Genomic DNA, 16,444 nt, shown 5'->3' with positions numbered 1-16,444 from the left:
ATGAAAATGACCATTGTCTTATTGGCCTGTTTTTTGACAGCCACCTGCACTAATCCACCCACTCAAAAGCTGCCAAAACAGATAAAGCAAGGTATCTCGGGACAGGTGATTTGGCTGGAAGGTAATTTAATGCCCTCTATTGATCAGCCCGATGCCAACACCCGCCAAGGCAAACCGGTGGTCAGAGAGATCCATGTCTATAAACTGGTTAACGTAAAAGAAACCGAATCCCAGGATGGATTTTTCATCAAAGTTAAAGGAACCCCTGTTAAAAAGTCCTATTCAGACGCTTCAGGCAATTTCAGCATACCATTACCAATAGGTGAATATTCCGTTTTTGTAAAAGAAGAACAAGGCCTTTACGCCAACTTGTTTGACGGTAAATACAACGTCAATCCAGTAGTGGTCAACAGGAACAAAATCACTGAAATTAAACTAAAAATCGACTACAAAGCCGTGTATTAGTGAAAATAAAAATTAAAATGAAAGTCCAATGAAAATATCAATCGCCTAAAAACCCATTTTTAATTTTCATTTTAATTACCTCTCATGCAACCTTTACGGGTTGATGAGCATCTTGGAGTCGAAATTAATCGCAATGAGATTGGCAATCAACAAATCAAAACCTATTGAAGATTTAATTCACGGATGTATTAACAATAGTCAGAAGGCCCAGCGGGATCTGTACAATCGTTATTCATCCCTGATGTTTTCAATTTGTTTAAGATATGTCGGGGACCCCGCTCAGGCAGAAGATATCATGATTTCAGGCTTCATGAAAGTTTTCTCCCACATTAAACAGTTTTTGGGGAAAGGAAGCTTTGAAGGTTGGATGAGAAAAATCATGGTCAATGAATCATTGGCTTTTATCAGGAAAAATAAAAGCATGTATCTGGAAGTGGATATCCAGACAGTTAACTATGAGCCCAATTATGGCTGGTTAAGCGACCGGTTGGAGGCGGATGATCTGATGAAACTGGTGGAAGAGCTCCCCGCTGGCTATAAAACCATTTTCAATTTATACGCCATCGAGGGATATTCGCATAAAGAGATTGCAGAAATGCTGGATATAAGTATAAATACCTCTAAATCGCAATTAAGCAGGGCAAGGGCCTTGCTTCAAAGTAAATTGACAGCGTGTGAGAAAATATTAAATAATAACGCTATTAACCATGAATAAGAGTACATTGGATAACATGTTCAGGGCAAAGTTGCACGATCATAAGGTGGCAACCAGACCCGAAGCCTGGACTAAACTAAAGGGAAATCTGGATAGCGATCGAAAAAAAGTCTTACTAATTTATTGGCGTGTTGCCGCCATTGTCATATTATTTTTAGTTTCCATATTTTTCATATACCAAATGAAAAATGCCGGATCCGGGATCCCAATCGCGGATAAGCAGGAGAAAGTGACGCCAGGAGTCGTTAACAGAAACAATGCAGTGTTGCCAGGGCAGGAAGAATTGGTTACCGGCAAGGCCGAAATACCTGCAACACCATCTCAAAATAAAAAAACCTACCATGAAAATGGCGACAAACCAACAACAGTTAAACCCGGAAGCCAATCACTGGCACTAAAAGAACCAATCAGAGCCACTAAAAAAGTTAAGGAAATCAAAGCGGATGATCCGGAAACAAAGCTATTGAAGGTACAGACCGGCGAATCCCTTGAAATATTGGCCACCGGCAAATTCACTGGCGAGGTAAGAACAGCCGATATAGAGGCCGTAAAACCCATAACCCCCAGATCATTTTCCGATCACGAAACCCGGGATTTGGCATCGATCGCCGCACTGGACAAACGCCATGAAAATGACGGCGCTATTGAAAAAAATGATTTACCCAATGTAACCATCACTTTCAAAAAAGACGAAAGTGAAATCTTGCAAGAACCTGTAGCCTCAAATGAGGAGTTGAGTAAGGTAAAAAAATTCGCCTTAAAAAAGGTCATTAGTCTGGCCAAAGACATCAAAGCAGGAGAAGTGGGCCTATCAACCCTTAGAGAGAAAAAAGATGAACTACTGGCCTTTCATTTCAACAAAAAGAAAAATGTCAAAAATTCAAAATAAAATAGCAGTCATGAAAACCATCATTAACACCCTGGGCATAAACATGCTATTACTCGTAGTGACCTGCGGTGAACTGTTGGCAGTAAATCAGACCACGGAGAAACGACCGCAAGACTCAATTATTATCAATTTCAATAACAATACAAAGATTCTTATTTACATAAAGGATAAAAGTGATCTGGATAATTTGAGGCAATATGACCTGAATGCCATGTTGAGAGATATCAGCCTGTCCATTGACTCCTCCAAAAACATCACATACCTGCAACTGGAAGACGAGGATGGTGAAAAATACCTGAAAGATACCACCATTGTGATCAACAACAGGGATGAAGGATATGAAGAAACCACCATAAGAAAGGATGGCGATAACAAAGCCACCATTAAATTGGGAAACTACCGTGTCGAACTCGATGTGGACGACATAGAGGAAATAGAAGAAACTTTTGAAGACATAGAACACGAAGGATTAAAGGTATCCACAACCACTGAAGATGTGAGGCGCCGCAGAACCACGCAGGAATTCAACATCGAAATAGGGGTAAATAATTATTTGGAAAACGGTGATTTTCCTGAAGGTAGTGCCAACTACTCAGTGAAGCCCTGGGGCTCCTGGTATATTGGGTTTAGTTCCATTCAAAAAACTGCTATTGGCCGTGGGCCCCTGTTTCTTGAGTGGGGTGGTACCCTGCACTGGTATAATTTCAAACTGGATAATGAGGATATACAAATACTCAAAACAGAAAATGGTACGGAATATCTGGAACCACCTGCCGGCATCAATGGTCTTAAAAGCAAGCTGACTGCCTCATACCTGACCGTGAGTGTGGTTCCCCTGCTGGACTTCAGTCATGGTATCCGGAAGGTAAAAAAATATGAAAGTGGCAGCATATCCATTTCAAAATACAAAAAACAGGGGGTTAGGATCGGTATCGGTGGATATGCCGGCTACAGGTTAGGAAGTCATACCAAATACAAATTCAAACAGGATGGCGACACGGAAAAGGATAAAGACCGTGGCAATTTCAACCTCAACAATTTTCGCTATGGTGTAAGAGGACAGATCGGATTTAAAGGCATGGATTTTTTCATCAATTATGATCTGAATGATTTGTTTAACGATAACAGAGGGCCGGCTGAATTGAACGCTATCAGCTTCGGCTTTATCTTATAGCCTCACAGGGTCATGGTGTGATTGTGGAATAGAACCTCAAATTTAGATAACCTTACACCCGATAGCGCGAGCGTCTCGTAGCTGTTGCACAACATTTTCGACAAAATTCTCCGTGTCTCTTTGTGCCTCCGTGGTGAAAAATGGTGAACCAGGAGACACTAAGACACAAAGAGACACGGAGGTTTAAGGAGATGAGAATTCGGATGTATTCTTGCGTCGGGCAACAGCTACAGCCAACTGGTGCTATCCATTTTTTTCAAGTCACAACGCGATTGCCAGTGTCAAGGAATAATGTCCTCCTTATTAATGGTCCTGATTTCCTCATCCGTGAAAATTCCGATGCCGACTATACGTTTCTTAGTAGGGCGGATCAGAGAAAAACTGAAAAGTACAATCATATACAACCCTACCAATAAACCTTCCACAAAAAAGTACAGGGCAACTACGGCTATCAGCGATGCAGTAAAGTAGGCCGCATAACGGATTAATGAGGCTTGAAAATAGTGATGCAGCTTTGTTTGCAAAAAAAGCTCACTGAAGTCCCTCTCCATCCGGTTTTTAAAAATCAACTCCCCGGCTATCACTTCGAGCGGAACAATCAGCGCCAAAGCCAGTTTAAAATACATTTGTTCTGATCGCAGAAAGCCATTATCTGACAGTATTTCCTTCTGGTCGAGATACACAATTAAAAACAAGATCAATGGAATCGCCACCAGAACATAATAGATCATGTTAAGCATGTTGAAATAGTCAGTAATACTTCTAAACTTTTTGCCTTCCTCCATATTTAACAGTGCTTTTCTGAAACGAATATACACCATTTGTTACAAAAACCCTGTACATATTTTAAGCATTACAGGCAAGGGTTTAAGATTATTTGATGAATATACAAAATTTTATTTGCTAACGCCTGTTAGCATCTTATCTTTGCCGAATGTCTAAACAGGAAAAGATTTCCAGAAAGCGTCAGTTGGAATTGACCGCGACGCAACTTTTCAAGGAAAAAGGATACACTGCCAGCTCTATGAGGGATTTAGCCAATGAAGTTGGGATTGAAGCTGCCAGTCTTTATTCACATATCAAGTCCAAAGAGGAAATTCTTAGAAACATCTGTTTCCGGATGGCCGACGAATTTTTTATGGCCATCAATGCAATTGACAATGAGCCTATGAATTCAATGGCTGAAAAGCTGGAAAAGTATATCGTGGCCCATACCGAGGTGATCGCCCATGACACTGCAGCTACCTTGGTATTTATCAACGAATGGAAACACCTGAGTGAGCCTCATTACAGCAATTTTGTAGATCAGCGACACCGATATGAAAAACGTTTCATCGAAATTTTAAAAGCAGGTATTAAAAGGAAAGAATTTCTCCCCATTGATGAAAAATTTGTGGTACTCACTATTTTATCTTCCCTGAACTGGATACCGCATTGGTATAAACCTGGAGGTAAAATGTCACCTGAAGAGATCGGCCGGCAGCTTTCAAGGATGCTGATCGATGGCATTAAGACCTGACACCGGGCCGGTACCCGGCAACATTGACCTTACAGCTACTTATGTGTTTCAGTACTCTCTGGCGCCATTGGGGTTTCAGGATTTTCTTTGGTAGGACTTGCCGTTTTGGACTTCTCTTCCACCAAAAAGCTCAAAGCAAACAAAATCACACAAAAAAACAAGCCTATTAAGATCTTTTTTATTGTGTTATGTTCCATGACAATCAATTTTACCTACAGCATACCAACTGTTGTGCCAGTTTTAAGAAGACTTGTCCAGGCCCTTTAAACACAGTTTTGTGAAAGAAAACAATTAGAATATTGTTTCATTTTGGGAAAAAAATTCCCCGGTATGGGACTACAATAGCCCTGTATTTAAGGGTACCTGAAAGAATTATGATTGACATTTTATTAAATTTGGGTTGAAGAATTAAAAACCATGAAAAAGATAATAAACACCACCACCGTTTTTGCTTTCATTCTTGTATTGCTTTTCTGCAGTTGTGGTAATAAAACCACTAAGACCAAAACTTCTGTCGCCGATATCGATTCCGTCAAAATGGTATTGGTTCAATTAGAAGATAGTACGAGCAAAACCTGGCAGGTAATGATTGAGGAAGATGATCAAAAAATTGCATACCTGAAAAGATTAATCGACGAGGTTGCCTTTACCAGGATTTATGACAAGGCGGTTTATGATTCTTTGTCTGCCGGCATAGAAAGCCTGAAAGCTACCAGATATAACCAAAGCTCTATGTCTGAATCAGACAAAATTAACGATTACGATAAAGCTACCGCAGAAATAGTGAACAAAGTAATAGTCTTTGCCCAAGGTCATCCTAATTTTGAGGACTATCCCCTCATGGAGGAGTTAATCAATGACATTTTAGAGACAGATAACCGGGTAATTTACAGAAGAGTGGATTATGATATCATTGCTACCGAGTATAATAAATTTATCGATAGTCATAAGGATATCATCCGGAAGTCAGGAAATACTGCCAGTGCTAAGCCATTATTCCAGCTATCAGAGTAGCGCAGGCTGTTATCACTTTATTTTTTTTCTCCATACATATTTTTATACCGGGCTTTGTTCTATTTTTGGCCTGATAAATTAACAATGATAAATGCTAAATTATGAAATTCGGAACTAAGGTGATTCATGCAGGGATATCAGCGGACCCTACAACCGGGGCGGTCATGACGCCTATTTTTCAGACTTCTACCTATGCCCAAGCCTCACCGGGTGACCACAAAGGTTATGAATACTCAAGAACCCATAATCCTACCCGCGATGCCCTGCAAAAAAACCTGGCCGCCCTGGAAAATGGAAAACACGGGTTATGCTTTTCCTCAGGTATGGCTGCTATCGATTGTATTATCAAATTGTTAAAACCAGGCGACGAAGTGATCAGCGCCAACGATCTGTATGGAGGAAGTTACCGGATTTTCACAAAGGTTTTTGCAGGATATGGCATCAAATTTCATTTCATCGACATGACTGAAATTAAAAATATTGAAAACTACATCAACGAAAATACCCGGTTGATATGGGCAGAAACGCCCACCAACCCCATGATGCACATCATTGACCTGAAGGGGGCCAATGAAATTGCCAAGAAACATGGTATTCTCTTTGGTGTTGATAACACTTTTGCCAGTCCCTATTTACAAAACCCGCTGGATTTCGGGGCTGACATAGTGATGCATTCAGTGACAAAATACATAGGGGGTCATTCTGATGTTGTCATGGGTGCCCTTGTGTTAAACGATGATGCGTTGCTTGAGCGGTTGGCTTTCATACAAAACTCAACCGGAGGAGTACCTGGCCCCCAGGACTGTTTTTTGGTCTTAAGGGGAATAAAAACCCTTCATTTAAGAATGCAGAGACACTGTGAAAACGGTCGAAAAGTGGCTGAATTCTTACAAAACCATCCGAAGGTAGGGGAAGTTTATTGGCCGGGATTCCCATCACACCTGAACCATCAAATTGCCAGGCAACAAATGAGGGATTTTGGAGGCATGATATCATTTTGTTTAAAAGACGACAAGCTTGAATCAGCGTTCAGGATTCTGGAAAGATTCAAATATTTTATCCTGGCTGAATCATTGGGCGGTGTGGAATCGCTTTGCGGACATCCGGCTACTATGACACACGCCAGCATTCCCAAAGAAGAGAGGGAAAAGGTGGGATTGAAGGACTCCTTGATCCGGTTGAGTGTCGGTGTCGAAGATGCTGACGATTTGATCGGAGATTTGGAGCAGGCCATTGGGTGATGGTTTTTTGCAGGGCAGCTCGGTGAGGGTGGAATGATGGAATAGAGAATTACTTTCCGTACAATTCCTTGCCGGCTACCTCGTACTTGTCACCTTCTATCCAAAAAGGACGTTTTTTGTCATTGGCGATTTTGGAGGCCGTGAGGACATAAGCTCTAAAGTAACTTAGCAAATAGTTAAAATGCAACCCTTCCGGTTCATCGGTAACCTGGTGATAATATTTCATGATTTCTTCATCGAAAGAAGTAAAGCCGGTGCTATAGGTAGGTGCGGGAATACCTTTTTTGGCAAAGCTGACATTGTCAGAACGGTCAAATAAACCCTGTTCGGGAGCGGGGTCAGCTATGGCAGTAAGTCCATAGTTTTGTGCCGCTTCTTTGATGTGTTGTTCTGCACTTGTGCGTTCCAATCCAATCACTGTAATAACAGTGGTATCATTATATCCCGCACCGTCAATATTCAGGTTGTAAATGGTTTGATCCAATGGAACAAGAGGGTTTTCTGCGTAATAAGCGCTACCCAATAGCCCCTTTTCTTCTGCAGTCCAGGCAGCAAAAATCACTGACCTTTTAGGGGGATTAGCTGCCAAAGTCTTGGCGGCACTCAGCACCGCAACTGTACCAATGGCATTATCCCGGGCACCATTAAATATCGAATCATTCGGATCACTACTCTGGCCCACACCCACGTGATCATAGTGTGCCGAGAGCAACAAAAACTCATTTTTTAACTTTTCATCTGTCCCCTCTATCATACCTAATACATTTCTAGCGGGTATAGGCTTTTTAACCAAATCTGAGATTTCCAAAGAAGCTTTTGAAATTTTATTTTCCTTAAAGGCCACCAATTGGTCATTCTGTGAATCCTGTAACCAAATGTAAGGCAATTCCTTCTGTTCCTTTTCGTCTTTGTCAACCCCCAATTGCGGTTGATTCAAGTAGTTTAACAACATGGGCCAGGGAATGGCAGGTGAATTATATAACTCCACTACCGCAGCCGCACCCATGGATTTGGCTAATTGCTGTTTAGTGCCTATCAAACCAAAAAACTGCCTGGGATTAGTGGCTTCTGCTGAGCCAGCCTTAACTACCAGGATTTTATCTTTCAGGTCGAGGCCTTCCAAATCGGCCTCCAACCCATAATTGGCAAATACAACTTCGGTATCGAGTTTTATGCCTGAACCTCTTAAGACCAATAACTCCTTACCCTGTTCAAACCGATCATCACCCAGTACCAACTGACCTTTTTCCGGTGGATAGGTCTCCTGCAATTTCACCGTTTGAAAATAGCCGTCATCAGCACCGGGCAGGGGCGTAAGACCATAAAGTCTGAATTTTTCAGCTATATACCTGGCAGCAACATCGATCCCGGAAGAGCCGGTATCACGCCCCTTTAATTCATCAGAGGCGAGAAAACGCAAGTGGAATTCTGACTCGGAAAGTGTAATTGATTGATCAATACGCTTCTTACCGGGCACCTGACCATTTACTGCAGGTAATACCAATAAGGACAAAAGCATCAACTTGATTGTTTTCATTGTGCAATTGATTTGGGTCATCATAAGCCTGAAAGATAAGAAATAGTTTTGACAATTCGGGTCTTATCGAAGACAACTCCCTCCGGACTACCGATAAATAATAAGGTTTAAAAATCTAAAGTTTTAATAAAGCGGCAAATTCGTTACATTCGATAACAAATTAACCCTAAATACAGTACACAAATGACACTACTTAAACCCACTTTAAAGCGTTTAATCAGTTTTGCATTAACAATTTTTGTTTTATGTGCTTTTTCCATACCGGGCTTAGCACAAAAAAAGAAGAAAAATCAACCCAAAACCATTTCCTACAACCTGGAGATTTTTAAGGGATTGGAATGGCGCTCAATCGGTCCATACCGGGGCGGCAGGTCGGCGGCTGTAACGGGGGTGCCCGGCAAACCTAATCTTTTTTACATGGGCGCTACCGGGGGCGGTGTATGGAAAACGGCAGATGGCGGATCCACCTGGGAAAATATTTCGGATGAGTATTTTGGTGGATCTATAGGTGCCGTGGCAGTAAGCGAATCCGACAACAACGTTATTTATGCAGGCGGAGGGGAAAAAACAGTCAGGGGGAATGTCTCATATGGTTATGGCATGTGGAAGTCCGTAGATGCAGGCAATACGTGGAAACAAATTGGCCTGGTCGAATCCCGCCATATTTCCAGGGTAAGGATACACCCCAAAAATCCGGATATCGTATACGCTGCGGTTTTAGGGGACCTATATAAGTCTTCGGAAATAAGAGGAGTTTACAAAAGTGAAGATGGTGGCAACACCTGGAAACGGGTACTGTTCGCCAATAAAGATGCCGGCGCGGTCGACCTGATCCCGGATCCCAACAATCCGAGAATTATGTACGCAAGTACCTGGCGCATCCGGCGCACGCCCTACAGCCTCGAAAGCGGGGGCGAAGGCAGCGCATTGTGGAAAAGTACGGATGGCGGTGAAACATGGAAAGATATCACAAAAAACAAAGGTTTACCCGGTGGAATCTGGGGCATTTCAGGGATTGCTGTCTCTCCTCAAAACAGCAACCGGGTATGGGCCATCATAGAAAACAAGGACGGGGGCGTCTATCGCTCGGAAGACGGCGGTGAAACCTGGCAAAAACTAAACAATGAAAGAAGCCTGCGTCAACGGGCGTGGTATTACACCCGCATCTATGCCGACACCGAAGACGAAGACAAGGTATATGTGGTGAATGTCCAATATCACCGGTCAAAAGATGGCGGTAAAACTTTTCAGTCATTTGTCGCTCCGCACGGTGACCACCACGATTTGTGGATTGCCCCGGAAAACAGTGATCGAATGATTATTGGTGACGATGGGGGCGCCCAGGTAACTTACGATGGGGGCGAGAACTGGTCAACCTATCATAACCAACCTACCGCTCAGTTCTACAGGGTCACCACCGACAACCATTTTCCCTACCGTATCTATGGCGCCCAGCAGGATAACTCTACTGTACGGATACTACACCGTACCAATGGCGGAGACATAGGGGAAAGGCACTGGGAACCTACAGCCGGTGGCGAAAGCGCCCATCTCGCCATCGATCCCAGGAATAATGATATAGTGTACGGAGGTAGCTACGGGGGCTATCTGACCAGAGTCAACCACCGTACCAAGGAAATCAGGGCCATTAATGTTTGGCCGGATAATCCTATGGGACATGGCGCCGGGGCAATGAAATACCGATTTCAATGGAATTTTCCCATATTCTTTTCACCCCATGATCCAAATAAGCTGTACACAGCAAGCAATCACTTACACGTAAGCTATAATGAAGGCCAGTCATGGGAAACTATCAGTCCTGATCTGACCACTAACGACTCTACTAAATTAGGCCCCTCAGGAGGCCCGATCACCAAAGATAACACGGGTGTGGAATACTATTGCACAATTTTCGCGGCAGCCGAATCTCGGCTGGAAAAGGATTTGCTTTGGACCGGCTCTGATGACGGGTTAATCCATGTGAGTAAGGATGGCGGTAAAAACTGGCAGCATGTGACGCCTCCCGATATGCCGAAGTGGACTATGATCAACAGCATAGAAATTGATCCTTTTGAAAAAGGCGCTGTTTACATAGCGGGAACACGCTACAAATTGGGAGATTACTCACCTTACCTGTACAAATCCAAAGATTATGGAAAAACCTGGACTAAAATAACCGGAGGTATTGCAAACGATCATTTTACCAGGGTACTCAGGGCCGATCCAAAAAGAAAAGGGCTTTTGTATGCAGGTACAGAAAGCGGAATGTATATTTCGTTTGACGATGGACTGTCCTGGAGTCCGTTTCAATTGAATTTACCTATAGTTCCTATTACCGATCTGGCCATTAAAAACGACAACCTGATTGCCGCAACACAAGGCAGAAGTTTTTGGATCATCGATGACCTCACCCCACTTCATCAGCTCAATCAAAATATAGCCACCAGCAACTTCTATCTCTTCAAACCTATGCCCAGCTATCGCCTTGAAGGGTGGCAATCAGATAACCTGAAAAGATCCGGCCAAAATCATCCGGGAGGTGTTATGGTACATTACTATTTAAAAGATACTACAAAAAGTGACACAATCACCCTGGAGTTCTTCCAGGCAGATGGAAAGTTAATCAGGAAATTTTCATCAGTCGCTAAAGAGGATTCGGAAGTGGGGAAGCTCGAGGTAAAGAAAAACATGAACCGTTTTATCTGGAACATGCGGTATCCTGATGCTGAAAAGTTCGAAGGTATGATCTTATGGTGGGCTTCCCTGGCAGGACCCAGGGCCTTACCGGGCAATTACAAGGTAAAGCTTACCGTCAATAACCAATCCAATGAAGCTGATTTCGAAATTCTGGCAGATCCCAGGGCAAACGCCACGCCGGCAGACCTGAAGGCTCAGTTTGACTTTTTGATTTCAATAAGGGAAAAACTTAGTGAAACCAATCTGGCAATTAAAGATATCAGGGAGGTCCGCAAGCAGATCAACCTCGTAGTAGACAGAATGAAAGACGATGAGTCTGTGAAAGACCTTACCGACCTGTCGAAAGAGATTCTGGAGAAAATGAAGGAAATTGAGGAATCACTGTATCAGACTAAAAACCAAAGCCAGCAGGATCCACTAAACTTTCCTATCCGCTTAAATAATAAACTTGGCCATCTCAACTCTTTGTCAGGTAGAGGGGACTTTAAACCGACTGATCAGGATGTAGCCTTCAAGAACGAAGTCACCCAAAAAATCAATATTGAATTGGAAAAACTAAAAACGGTATTTGAAAAGGATATTCCGGTCTTCAATCGAATGGTAAAAGAAAAATCCATCGATGCGGTCATTATTGACAGCCGTAAAAAAGAGACAAGTCCTTAACCAGGAAAAACAGTTCCCGGGTGGCTTAATGGTCAGGCTGAAAACCTTGATTAGCAGTTCCCGTAGTAGCTACAGAAGGGTTTTTTACAGCAAGTATATGTAAACATCGATATTAACAGGTATTATGGGGTACTATTGATTCCATCAAAAAATTATGTCCTTGTTTTCCTGACTTAACAGATAATTCCGAAGGAATTTTGAAGAATTGCGATAATACTAATTTTTTTACCTAAAACTGTGAAAAGTTTAAAACCCTTATCAAAATACATCGTTTGTTGGAAATGGTTGGCGTTGTGATATTATCGTTGATTTCTTTGCCTTATCGCCCTGATTAATATCATAATTGTATAGATTTACATACTGAATGGATAAAAAATCACGTCGTTAAATGAAAAAAAGTATAAAATGGCTTTCCATCATTGCCATTATTGGGATCTTTGTTTACTTCATTAGCCCGACACTGTTTGGATCTAAAAAGCCGGAGGCGGAGCAGCGCTCATCAGGGTCACCATTTGCTAGCAAAATACCGGTTTCAGCGGTTATAGTTGAAACCAAGAAAGTTGACGACAAAATAAATGTTACAGGTTCCATTTCTCCCAATGAATCAGTAGAATTAAAAAGTGAAATTTCAGGTAGAATAGAAGCTATTTATTTTAAGGAGGGTGGCAGCGTTAAAAAAGGGGATTTGCTGGTTAGCATTAATGATGATGAATTAGTTGCTCAATTGGAAAGACTGCAGTATCAACAAAAATTGTTGTCAGAGAGCGAATACCGCCAAAGCCAGCTTCTGGCCAGGGAAGCCATAAGTCAGGAAGAATACGATGTGGCATTGACCGAATTGAAGACAGCAGGTGCTGACCTTAAACTGGTAGAGGCTCAACTGGCCAAAACCAAACTCAGGGCACCATTTAGCGGGATCATCGGCTTAAGGTTTGTCAGTGAAGGAAGTTATATTACGCCTACCCAACCCATTGCCTCCCTGTTCAGCAACGACCCTGCAAAAGTCGACTTTTCAATTCCTGGCAAGTACAGCAGCCGGGTAAAGGTCAATGATAAAATCAGGTTTATTACCGAGGCATTGGATGAATATCAGATAGGAAGGATATATGCTATTGAACCGCAGGTTGACCCAAATACACGAACACTCAGAATGAGGGCGGTAAGTCCCAACAAAAACAACTTACTGCTTCCCGGACAGTTCGCAAGGATAGAATTGGTTTTTGACTCTTTTGAGCATGCGATTATGATCCCCTCAGAGGCAGTTATTCCGGAACTCGGAGGTCACAGGGTGTATGTCAAAAAAGCGGGAAAAGCAGCAACCCAAAAAATAGAAATCGGTCTTCGCACAGAGCGCGAGGTGGAAGTGATCAGCGGGCTTACGCCGTCTGATACACTGATTACATCGGGCGTTTTACAATTAAGACCCGGTGCAGATGTATCTGTTACTTTAACCAATTAACTAATGAGTTTAACTTCTATCAGTATTCAAAGGCCGGTGTTGGCAATAGTCATGTCTATTGTCATTGTTATATTTGGGTTGGTCGGTTTTAACTTTTTAGGGGTTCGTGAATATCCCAGTGTAGACCCACCGATCATTACCGTGGCTACCAGCTACACCGGCGCCAACGCCGACATTATTGAGTCACAAATCACCGAGCCCCTGGAAGAGTCTATCAACGGCATTGCCGGTATTAAATCCCTTACCTCTGTAAGCCGTGATGGCCGGAGCACGATAACCGTTGAATTTGAGTTAGGTATTGACCTCGAGGCTGCCGCCAATGATGTGAGAGACAGGGTTTCACGCGCACAAAGAAATTTGCCCCCTGATACCGATCCGCCCATCGTTTCCAAAGCCGATGCAGACTCTTTTCCAATCATTATTACAAGTCTGAGGAGTGACACCCGCTCCCTCCTGGATCTTACTTTGCTGGCTGAAAATGTCATCAAAGAACGCCTGCAAACCATTGCCGGCGTTAGCGAGTCCCGGGTGTGGGGAGCTAAAAAATATTCCATGCGCTTGTGGATGGACCCCTTAAAACTGGCTGCCTATCAACTCACTCCGCTCGACGTGCTGAATGCCGTTAACAACAACAATATAGAATTACCTACAGGTCGTGTAGAAGGCGCAAATACGGAGCTTACCGTACGAACCAACGGACGGCTCAACACGCCGGAAGAATTTAATAGCCTGATAATCAAGGAAGATGCATTCAATATCGTTAAATTTCAGGATGTCGGTCATGCGGAATTGTCTCCTGAAAACCAACGAACCATTCTGAAAAGAGATGGGATACCCATGGTGATGCCTATTGTCATTGCTCAGCCCGGTTCCAATCATATTGACATTGCGGATGAGTTTTACAAAAGATTCGAAGCCATCAAACAAGACCTGCCGGAAGACGTAGAGGCTGCTATTGTTTTTGACAGCACAGAATACATTAAAATGTCCATCACCGAAGTCCAGCAAACCATTATCACAGCATTTTGCCTGGTGGTGATTATTATTTTCTTGTTTTTAAGGGACTGGCGTACAACAGTGATTCCGGTGGTAACGATACCTATCTCATTGATCGGTTCATTTTTCTTTATGTACCTCATGGGATTTTCCATCAATGTGCTCACCTTACTTGGAATCATACTGGCCATCGGACTGGTTGTAGACGATACGATTGTAGTCTTGGAAAACATCTACAAAAGGATCGAAGCCGGTGAGGACCCAAGACAGGCAGGTATTAAGGGTACACAGGAAATCTTTTTTGCGGTAATCTCAACGACAGTTTCCCTGGTGGCGGTTTTCTTACCCCTCATTTTTTTGCAAGGGTTAACGGGAAGGCTCTTCAGGGAATTCGGTGTGGTAGTAGCAGGGGCAGTGGTCATTTCTTCATTTGTTGCTTTAACGATGACCCCGATGCTCAGCACCAAACTTTTAAAGCTTCGAAAGAAAAAACCGAAATTTTATACGATCACCGAGCCATTTTATATATGGTTGAATAAACACTATAATCGTTCGTTAGAAGCCTTTATGAAACAGCGATGGCTGGCTTTTGTGATTATGGCTATGACTGTAGTACTGGGGTATGTCATCTTTCCTGTCATACCATCTGAACTGGCACCAAAGGAAGACCGCAACAGTTTCAGGATATTTGCCACCGGGCCTGAAGGTGTCACTTTTGAATACATGGATAATTATGTAGATGAAATCGTAAAAACCACCCTGGACAAAGTACCGGAAAAGAATTTTGTGGGATCAGTAACTTCACCGGGTTTTGGGGCTTCAAGTTCGGTAAATTCGGCCTTTGTTTTCACCATTCTAAAGCCTGCGGATGAAAGAGAAAGATCACAACAGGCGATCGTACAAGCCTTAAGCCCTATGATACAGAGCAATACGAAAGCCCGGGCTTTTGTTATTCAGCCGGAAACTATCGGAGGCAGAGGAGGAGGAAGCAACCGTTTGCCACTACAATTTATCATACAGGCGCATAACCTGGAAAAGTTAAAAGAAGCTTTACCGGAATTTATGGAAAGGGCTTACCGGGAGCCTGCTTTCAACTTCGTTGACCTTGATCTGAAATTTAATAAACCTGAGATTAACCTGGAAATCGACCGGGAAAAAGCCAGAACATTGGGTGTTTCTGTGCTGGACATCGCCCAAACCCTTCAACTGGCATTTAGCGGTCAACGCTTTGATTATTTCATCATGAATGGCAAGCAGTATCAGGTGATCGGCCAGGTGACCAGAGAAAACCGCAGTGAACCGCTGGATTTACAATCAGTATATGTCAGAAGCCAGTCAGGTGAGCTCATTCAACTGGATAATCTGGTGAAAATGAAAGAACAGATCAATCCGCCTCAGTTGTACCGGTACAACAGATTTGTGTCAGCCACGGTTTCAGCCAGCCTGGCACCGGGAAATACGCTGGGCCAAGGCATAGAAGTCATGGAACAAATTGCCGATGAGGTACTGGACGACAGCTATTCCACGGCTCTCGGAGGAACTTCAAATGAATTCAAGGAAAGCAGATCGAGCCTGCTATTTGCCTTTATATTTGCACTGATACTGATTTATTTGTCACTTTCCGCACAATTTGAAAGCTTTAAGGACCCTTTAATTATCATGTTTACTGTTCCGCTTGCCATTGTCGGAGCGTTGCTCACTTTATACCTTTTCCAGGAAACATTAAATATTTTTAGCCAGATTGGCATTATCATGTTGATCGGTTTGGTTACCAAAAACGGCATATTAATCGTAGAATTTGCCAACCAGAGAAAAGCCCATGGAGAGGCGTTGATGGATGCTATCATTAACGCGGCCGAAGCAAGATTCCGGCCCATATTGATGACAAGCTTGTCTACCATCCTTGGAATATTACCTATTGCCCTCGCCCTGGGCGCCGGGGCAGAAAGCAGGGTTTCTATGGGTTTGGCAGTGATCGGTGGATTGATTTTTTCAACAATTCTCACCCTTTATGTGATTCCGGCTATTTATTCCTTTATCAGTAGTAAAGAAAAAAGAGTAGCGAGGTTCTAACT

General features: G+C 42.9%; 13 protein-coding genes. 10 read left to right on the top strand and 3 right to left on the bottom strand.

The window, feature by feature from the left end; all coding sequences use genetic code 11:
• The 4 genes from AC04NP_RS22465 (at position 1) to AC04NP_RS22450 (ending at position 3,243) form a co-directional block, all read left to right on the top strand.
• A complete protein-coding gene (locus AC04NP_RS22465; RefSeq protein ID WP_482862200.1) occupies positions 1-465 on the top strand; it encodes a carboxypeptidase regulatory-like domain-containing protein in 465 nt (154 codons plus the stop codon).
• A 133-nt stretch (positions 466-598) separates the two neighbouring features.
• Positions 599-1,180, top strand: coding sequence for an RNA polymerase sigma factor (locus AC04NP_RS22460; RefSeq protein ID WP_482862199.1), 582 nt, complete (start codon positions 599-601; stop codon positions 1,178-1,180).
• The gene (locus AC04NP_RS22455; protein ID WP_482862198.1) at positions 1,173-2,069 is read left to right on the top strand and encodes a hypothetical protein; all 897 of its coding nucleotides are present in this window, start codon (positions 1,173-1,175) and stop codon (positions 2,067-2,069) included. The genes AC04NP_RS22460 and AC04NP_RS22455 overlap by 8 nt, the downstream gene beginning before the upstream one ends.
• A gap of 10 nt (positions 2,070-2,079) precedes the next feature.
• Complete coding sequence (locus AC04NP_RS22450) at positions 2,080-3,243, top strand: hypothetical protein (protein WP_482862197.1); 1,164 nt, start codon at positions 2,080-2,082, stop codon at positions 3,241-3,243.
• A 281-nt stretch (positions 3,244-3,524) separates the two neighbouring features.
• On the opposite strand, the gene AC04NP_RS22445 is transcribed toward AC04NP_RS22450, so the two are convergent.
• On the bottom strand, positions 3,525-4,028 hold the full coding sequence (locus AC04NP_RS22445; RefSeq protein ID WP_482862196.1) for a hypothetical protein: 504 nt from the start codon (positions 4,026-4,028) through the stop codon (positions 3,525-3,527).
• Positions 4,029-4,177: 149 nt separating this feature from the next.
• On the opposite strand from AC04NP_RS22445, the gene AC04NP_RS22440 reads away from it, so the two are divergent.
• A complete protein-coding gene (locus tag AC04NP_RS22440) occupies positions 4,178-4,762 on the top strand; it encodes a TetR/AcrR family transcriptional regulator (RefSeq protein ID WP_482862195.1) in 585 nt (194 codons plus the stop codon).
• Positions 4,763-4,797: 35 nt separating this feature from the next.
• Here AC04NP_RS22440 and AC04NP_RS22435 read toward each other — a convergent pair whose 3' ends face one another.
• The gene (locus tag AC04NP_RS22435; protein ID WP_482862194.1) at positions 4,798-4,959 is read right to left on the bottom strand and encodes a hypothetical protein; all 162 of its coding nucleotides are present in this window, start codon (positions 4,957-4,959) and stop codon (positions 4,798-4,800) included.
• 220 nt (positions 4,960-5,179) lie between these two features.
• Here AC04NP_RS22435 and AC04NP_RS22430 point away from each other — a divergent pair, with 220 nt between their 5' ends.
• Both AC04NP_RS22430 and AC04NP_RS22425 read left to right on the top strand, forming a co-directional pair.
• The gene (locus AC04NP_RS22430) at positions 5,180-5,776 is read left to right on the top strand and encodes a hypothetical protein (RefSeq protein WP_482862193.1); all 597 of its coding nucleotides are present in this window, start codon (positions 5,180-5,182) and stop codon (positions 5,774-5,776) included.
• 101 nt (positions 5,777-5,877) lie between these two features.
• Positions 5,878-7,017, top strand: coding sequence for a cystathionine gamma-synthase (locus AC04NP_RS22425; RefSeq protein WP_482862192.1), 1,140 nt, complete (start codon positions 5,878-5,880; stop codon positions 7,015-7,017).
• Positions 7,018-7,066: 49 nt separating this feature from the next.
• Here the strand turns inward: AC04NP_RS22425 and AC04NP_RS22420 are convergent, their stop codons facing one another.
• Complete coding sequence (locus AC04NP_RS22420) at positions 7,067-8,554, bottom strand: M28 family peptidase (RefSeq protein ID WP_482862191.1); 1,488 nt, start codon at positions 8,552-8,554, stop codon at positions 7,067-7,069.
• Between the two features lie 183 nt (positions 8,555-8,737).
• Between AC04NP_RS22420 and AC04NP_RS22415 the strand changes: the two genes are divergently transcribed.
• From AC04NP_RS22415 to AC04NP_RS22405, 3 genes are all read left to right on the top strand, one after another.
• Positions 8,738-11,914: a VPS10 domain-containing protein gene (locus AC04NP_RS22415; RefSeq protein WP_482862190.1), complete on the top strand. Its 3,177-nt coding sequence runs from the start codon at positions 8,738-8,740 to the stop codon at positions 11,912-11,914.
• 388 nt (positions 11,915-12,302) lie between these two features.
• Complete coding sequence (locus AC04NP_RS22410) at positions 12,303-13,373, top strand: efflux RND transporter periplasmic adaptor subunit (protein ID WP_482862189.1); 1,071 nt, start codon at positions 12,303-12,305, stop codon at positions 13,371-13,373.
• Positions 13,374-13,376: 3 nt separating this feature from the next.
• Entirely contained in the window at positions 13,377-16,442 is a 3,066-nt protein-coding gene (locus AC04NP_RS22405) for an efflux RND transporter permease subunit (RefSeq protein WP_482862188.1), read from the top strand.
• Positions 16,443-16,444 lie beyond the last annotated feature (2 nt).

The sequence above is a fragment of the Agaribacillus sp. DX54 genome, from assembly GCF_056858335.1.
The sequence above is the reverse complement of the archived record's forward strand: the minus strand, read 5'-3'. Positions and strand labels throughout refer to the sequence as shown.

Bases quoted from the DNA above. Each gene is read 5' to 3' on its own strand.
- AC04NP_RS22465 (WP_482862200.1), top strand. From the start codon at position 1: ATGAAAATGACCATTGTCTTATTGGCCTGTTTTTTGACAGCCACCTGC.
- AC04NP_RS22460 (WP_482862199.1), top strand. From the start codon at position 599: ATGAGATTGGCAATCAACAAATCAAAACCTATTGAAGATTTAATTCAC.
- AC04NP_RS22455 (WP_482862198.1), top strand. From the start codon at position 1,173: ATGAATAAGAGTACATTGGATAACATGTTCAGGGCAAAGTTGCACGAT.
- AC04NP_RS22450 (WP_482862197.1), top strand. From the start codon at position 2,080: ATGAAAACCATCATTAACACCCTGGGCATAAACATGCTATTACTCGTA.
- AC04NP_RS22445 (WP_482862196.1), bottom strand. From the start codon at position 4,028: ATGGAGGAAGGCAAAAAGTTTAGAAGTATTACTGACTATTTCAACATG.
- AC04NP_RS22440 (WP_482862195.1), top strand. From the start codon at position 4,178: ATGTCTAAACAGGAAAAGATTTCCAGAAAGCGTCAGTTGGAATTGACC.
- AC04NP_RS22435 (WP_482862194.1), bottom strand. From the start codon at position 4,959: ATGGAACATAACACAATAAAAAAGATCTTAATAGGCTTGTTTTTTTGT.
- AC04NP_RS22430 (WP_482862193.1), top strand. From the start codon at position 5,180: ATGAAAAAGATAATAAACACCACCACCGTTTTTGCTTTCATTCTTGTA.
- AC04NP_RS22425 (WP_482862192.1), top strand. From the start codon at position 5,878: ATGAAATTCGGAACTAAGGTGATTCATGCAGGGATATCAGCGGACCCT.
- AC04NP_RS22420 (WP_482862191.1), bottom strand. From the start codon at position 8,554: ATGAAAACAATCAAGTTGATGCTTTTGTCCTTATTGGTATTACCTGCA.
- AC04NP_RS22415 (WP_482862190.1), top strand. From the start codon at position 8,738: ATGACACTACTTAAACCCACTTTAAAGCGTTTAATCAGTTTTGCATTA.
- AC04NP_RS22410 (WP_482862189.1), top strand. From the start codon at position 12,303: ATGAAAAAAAGTATAAAATGGCTTTCCATCATTGCCATTATTGGGATC.
- AC04NP_RS22405 (WP_482862188.1), top strand. From the start codon at position 13,377: ATGAGTTTAACTTCTATCAGTATTCAAAGGCCGGTGTTGGCAATAGTC.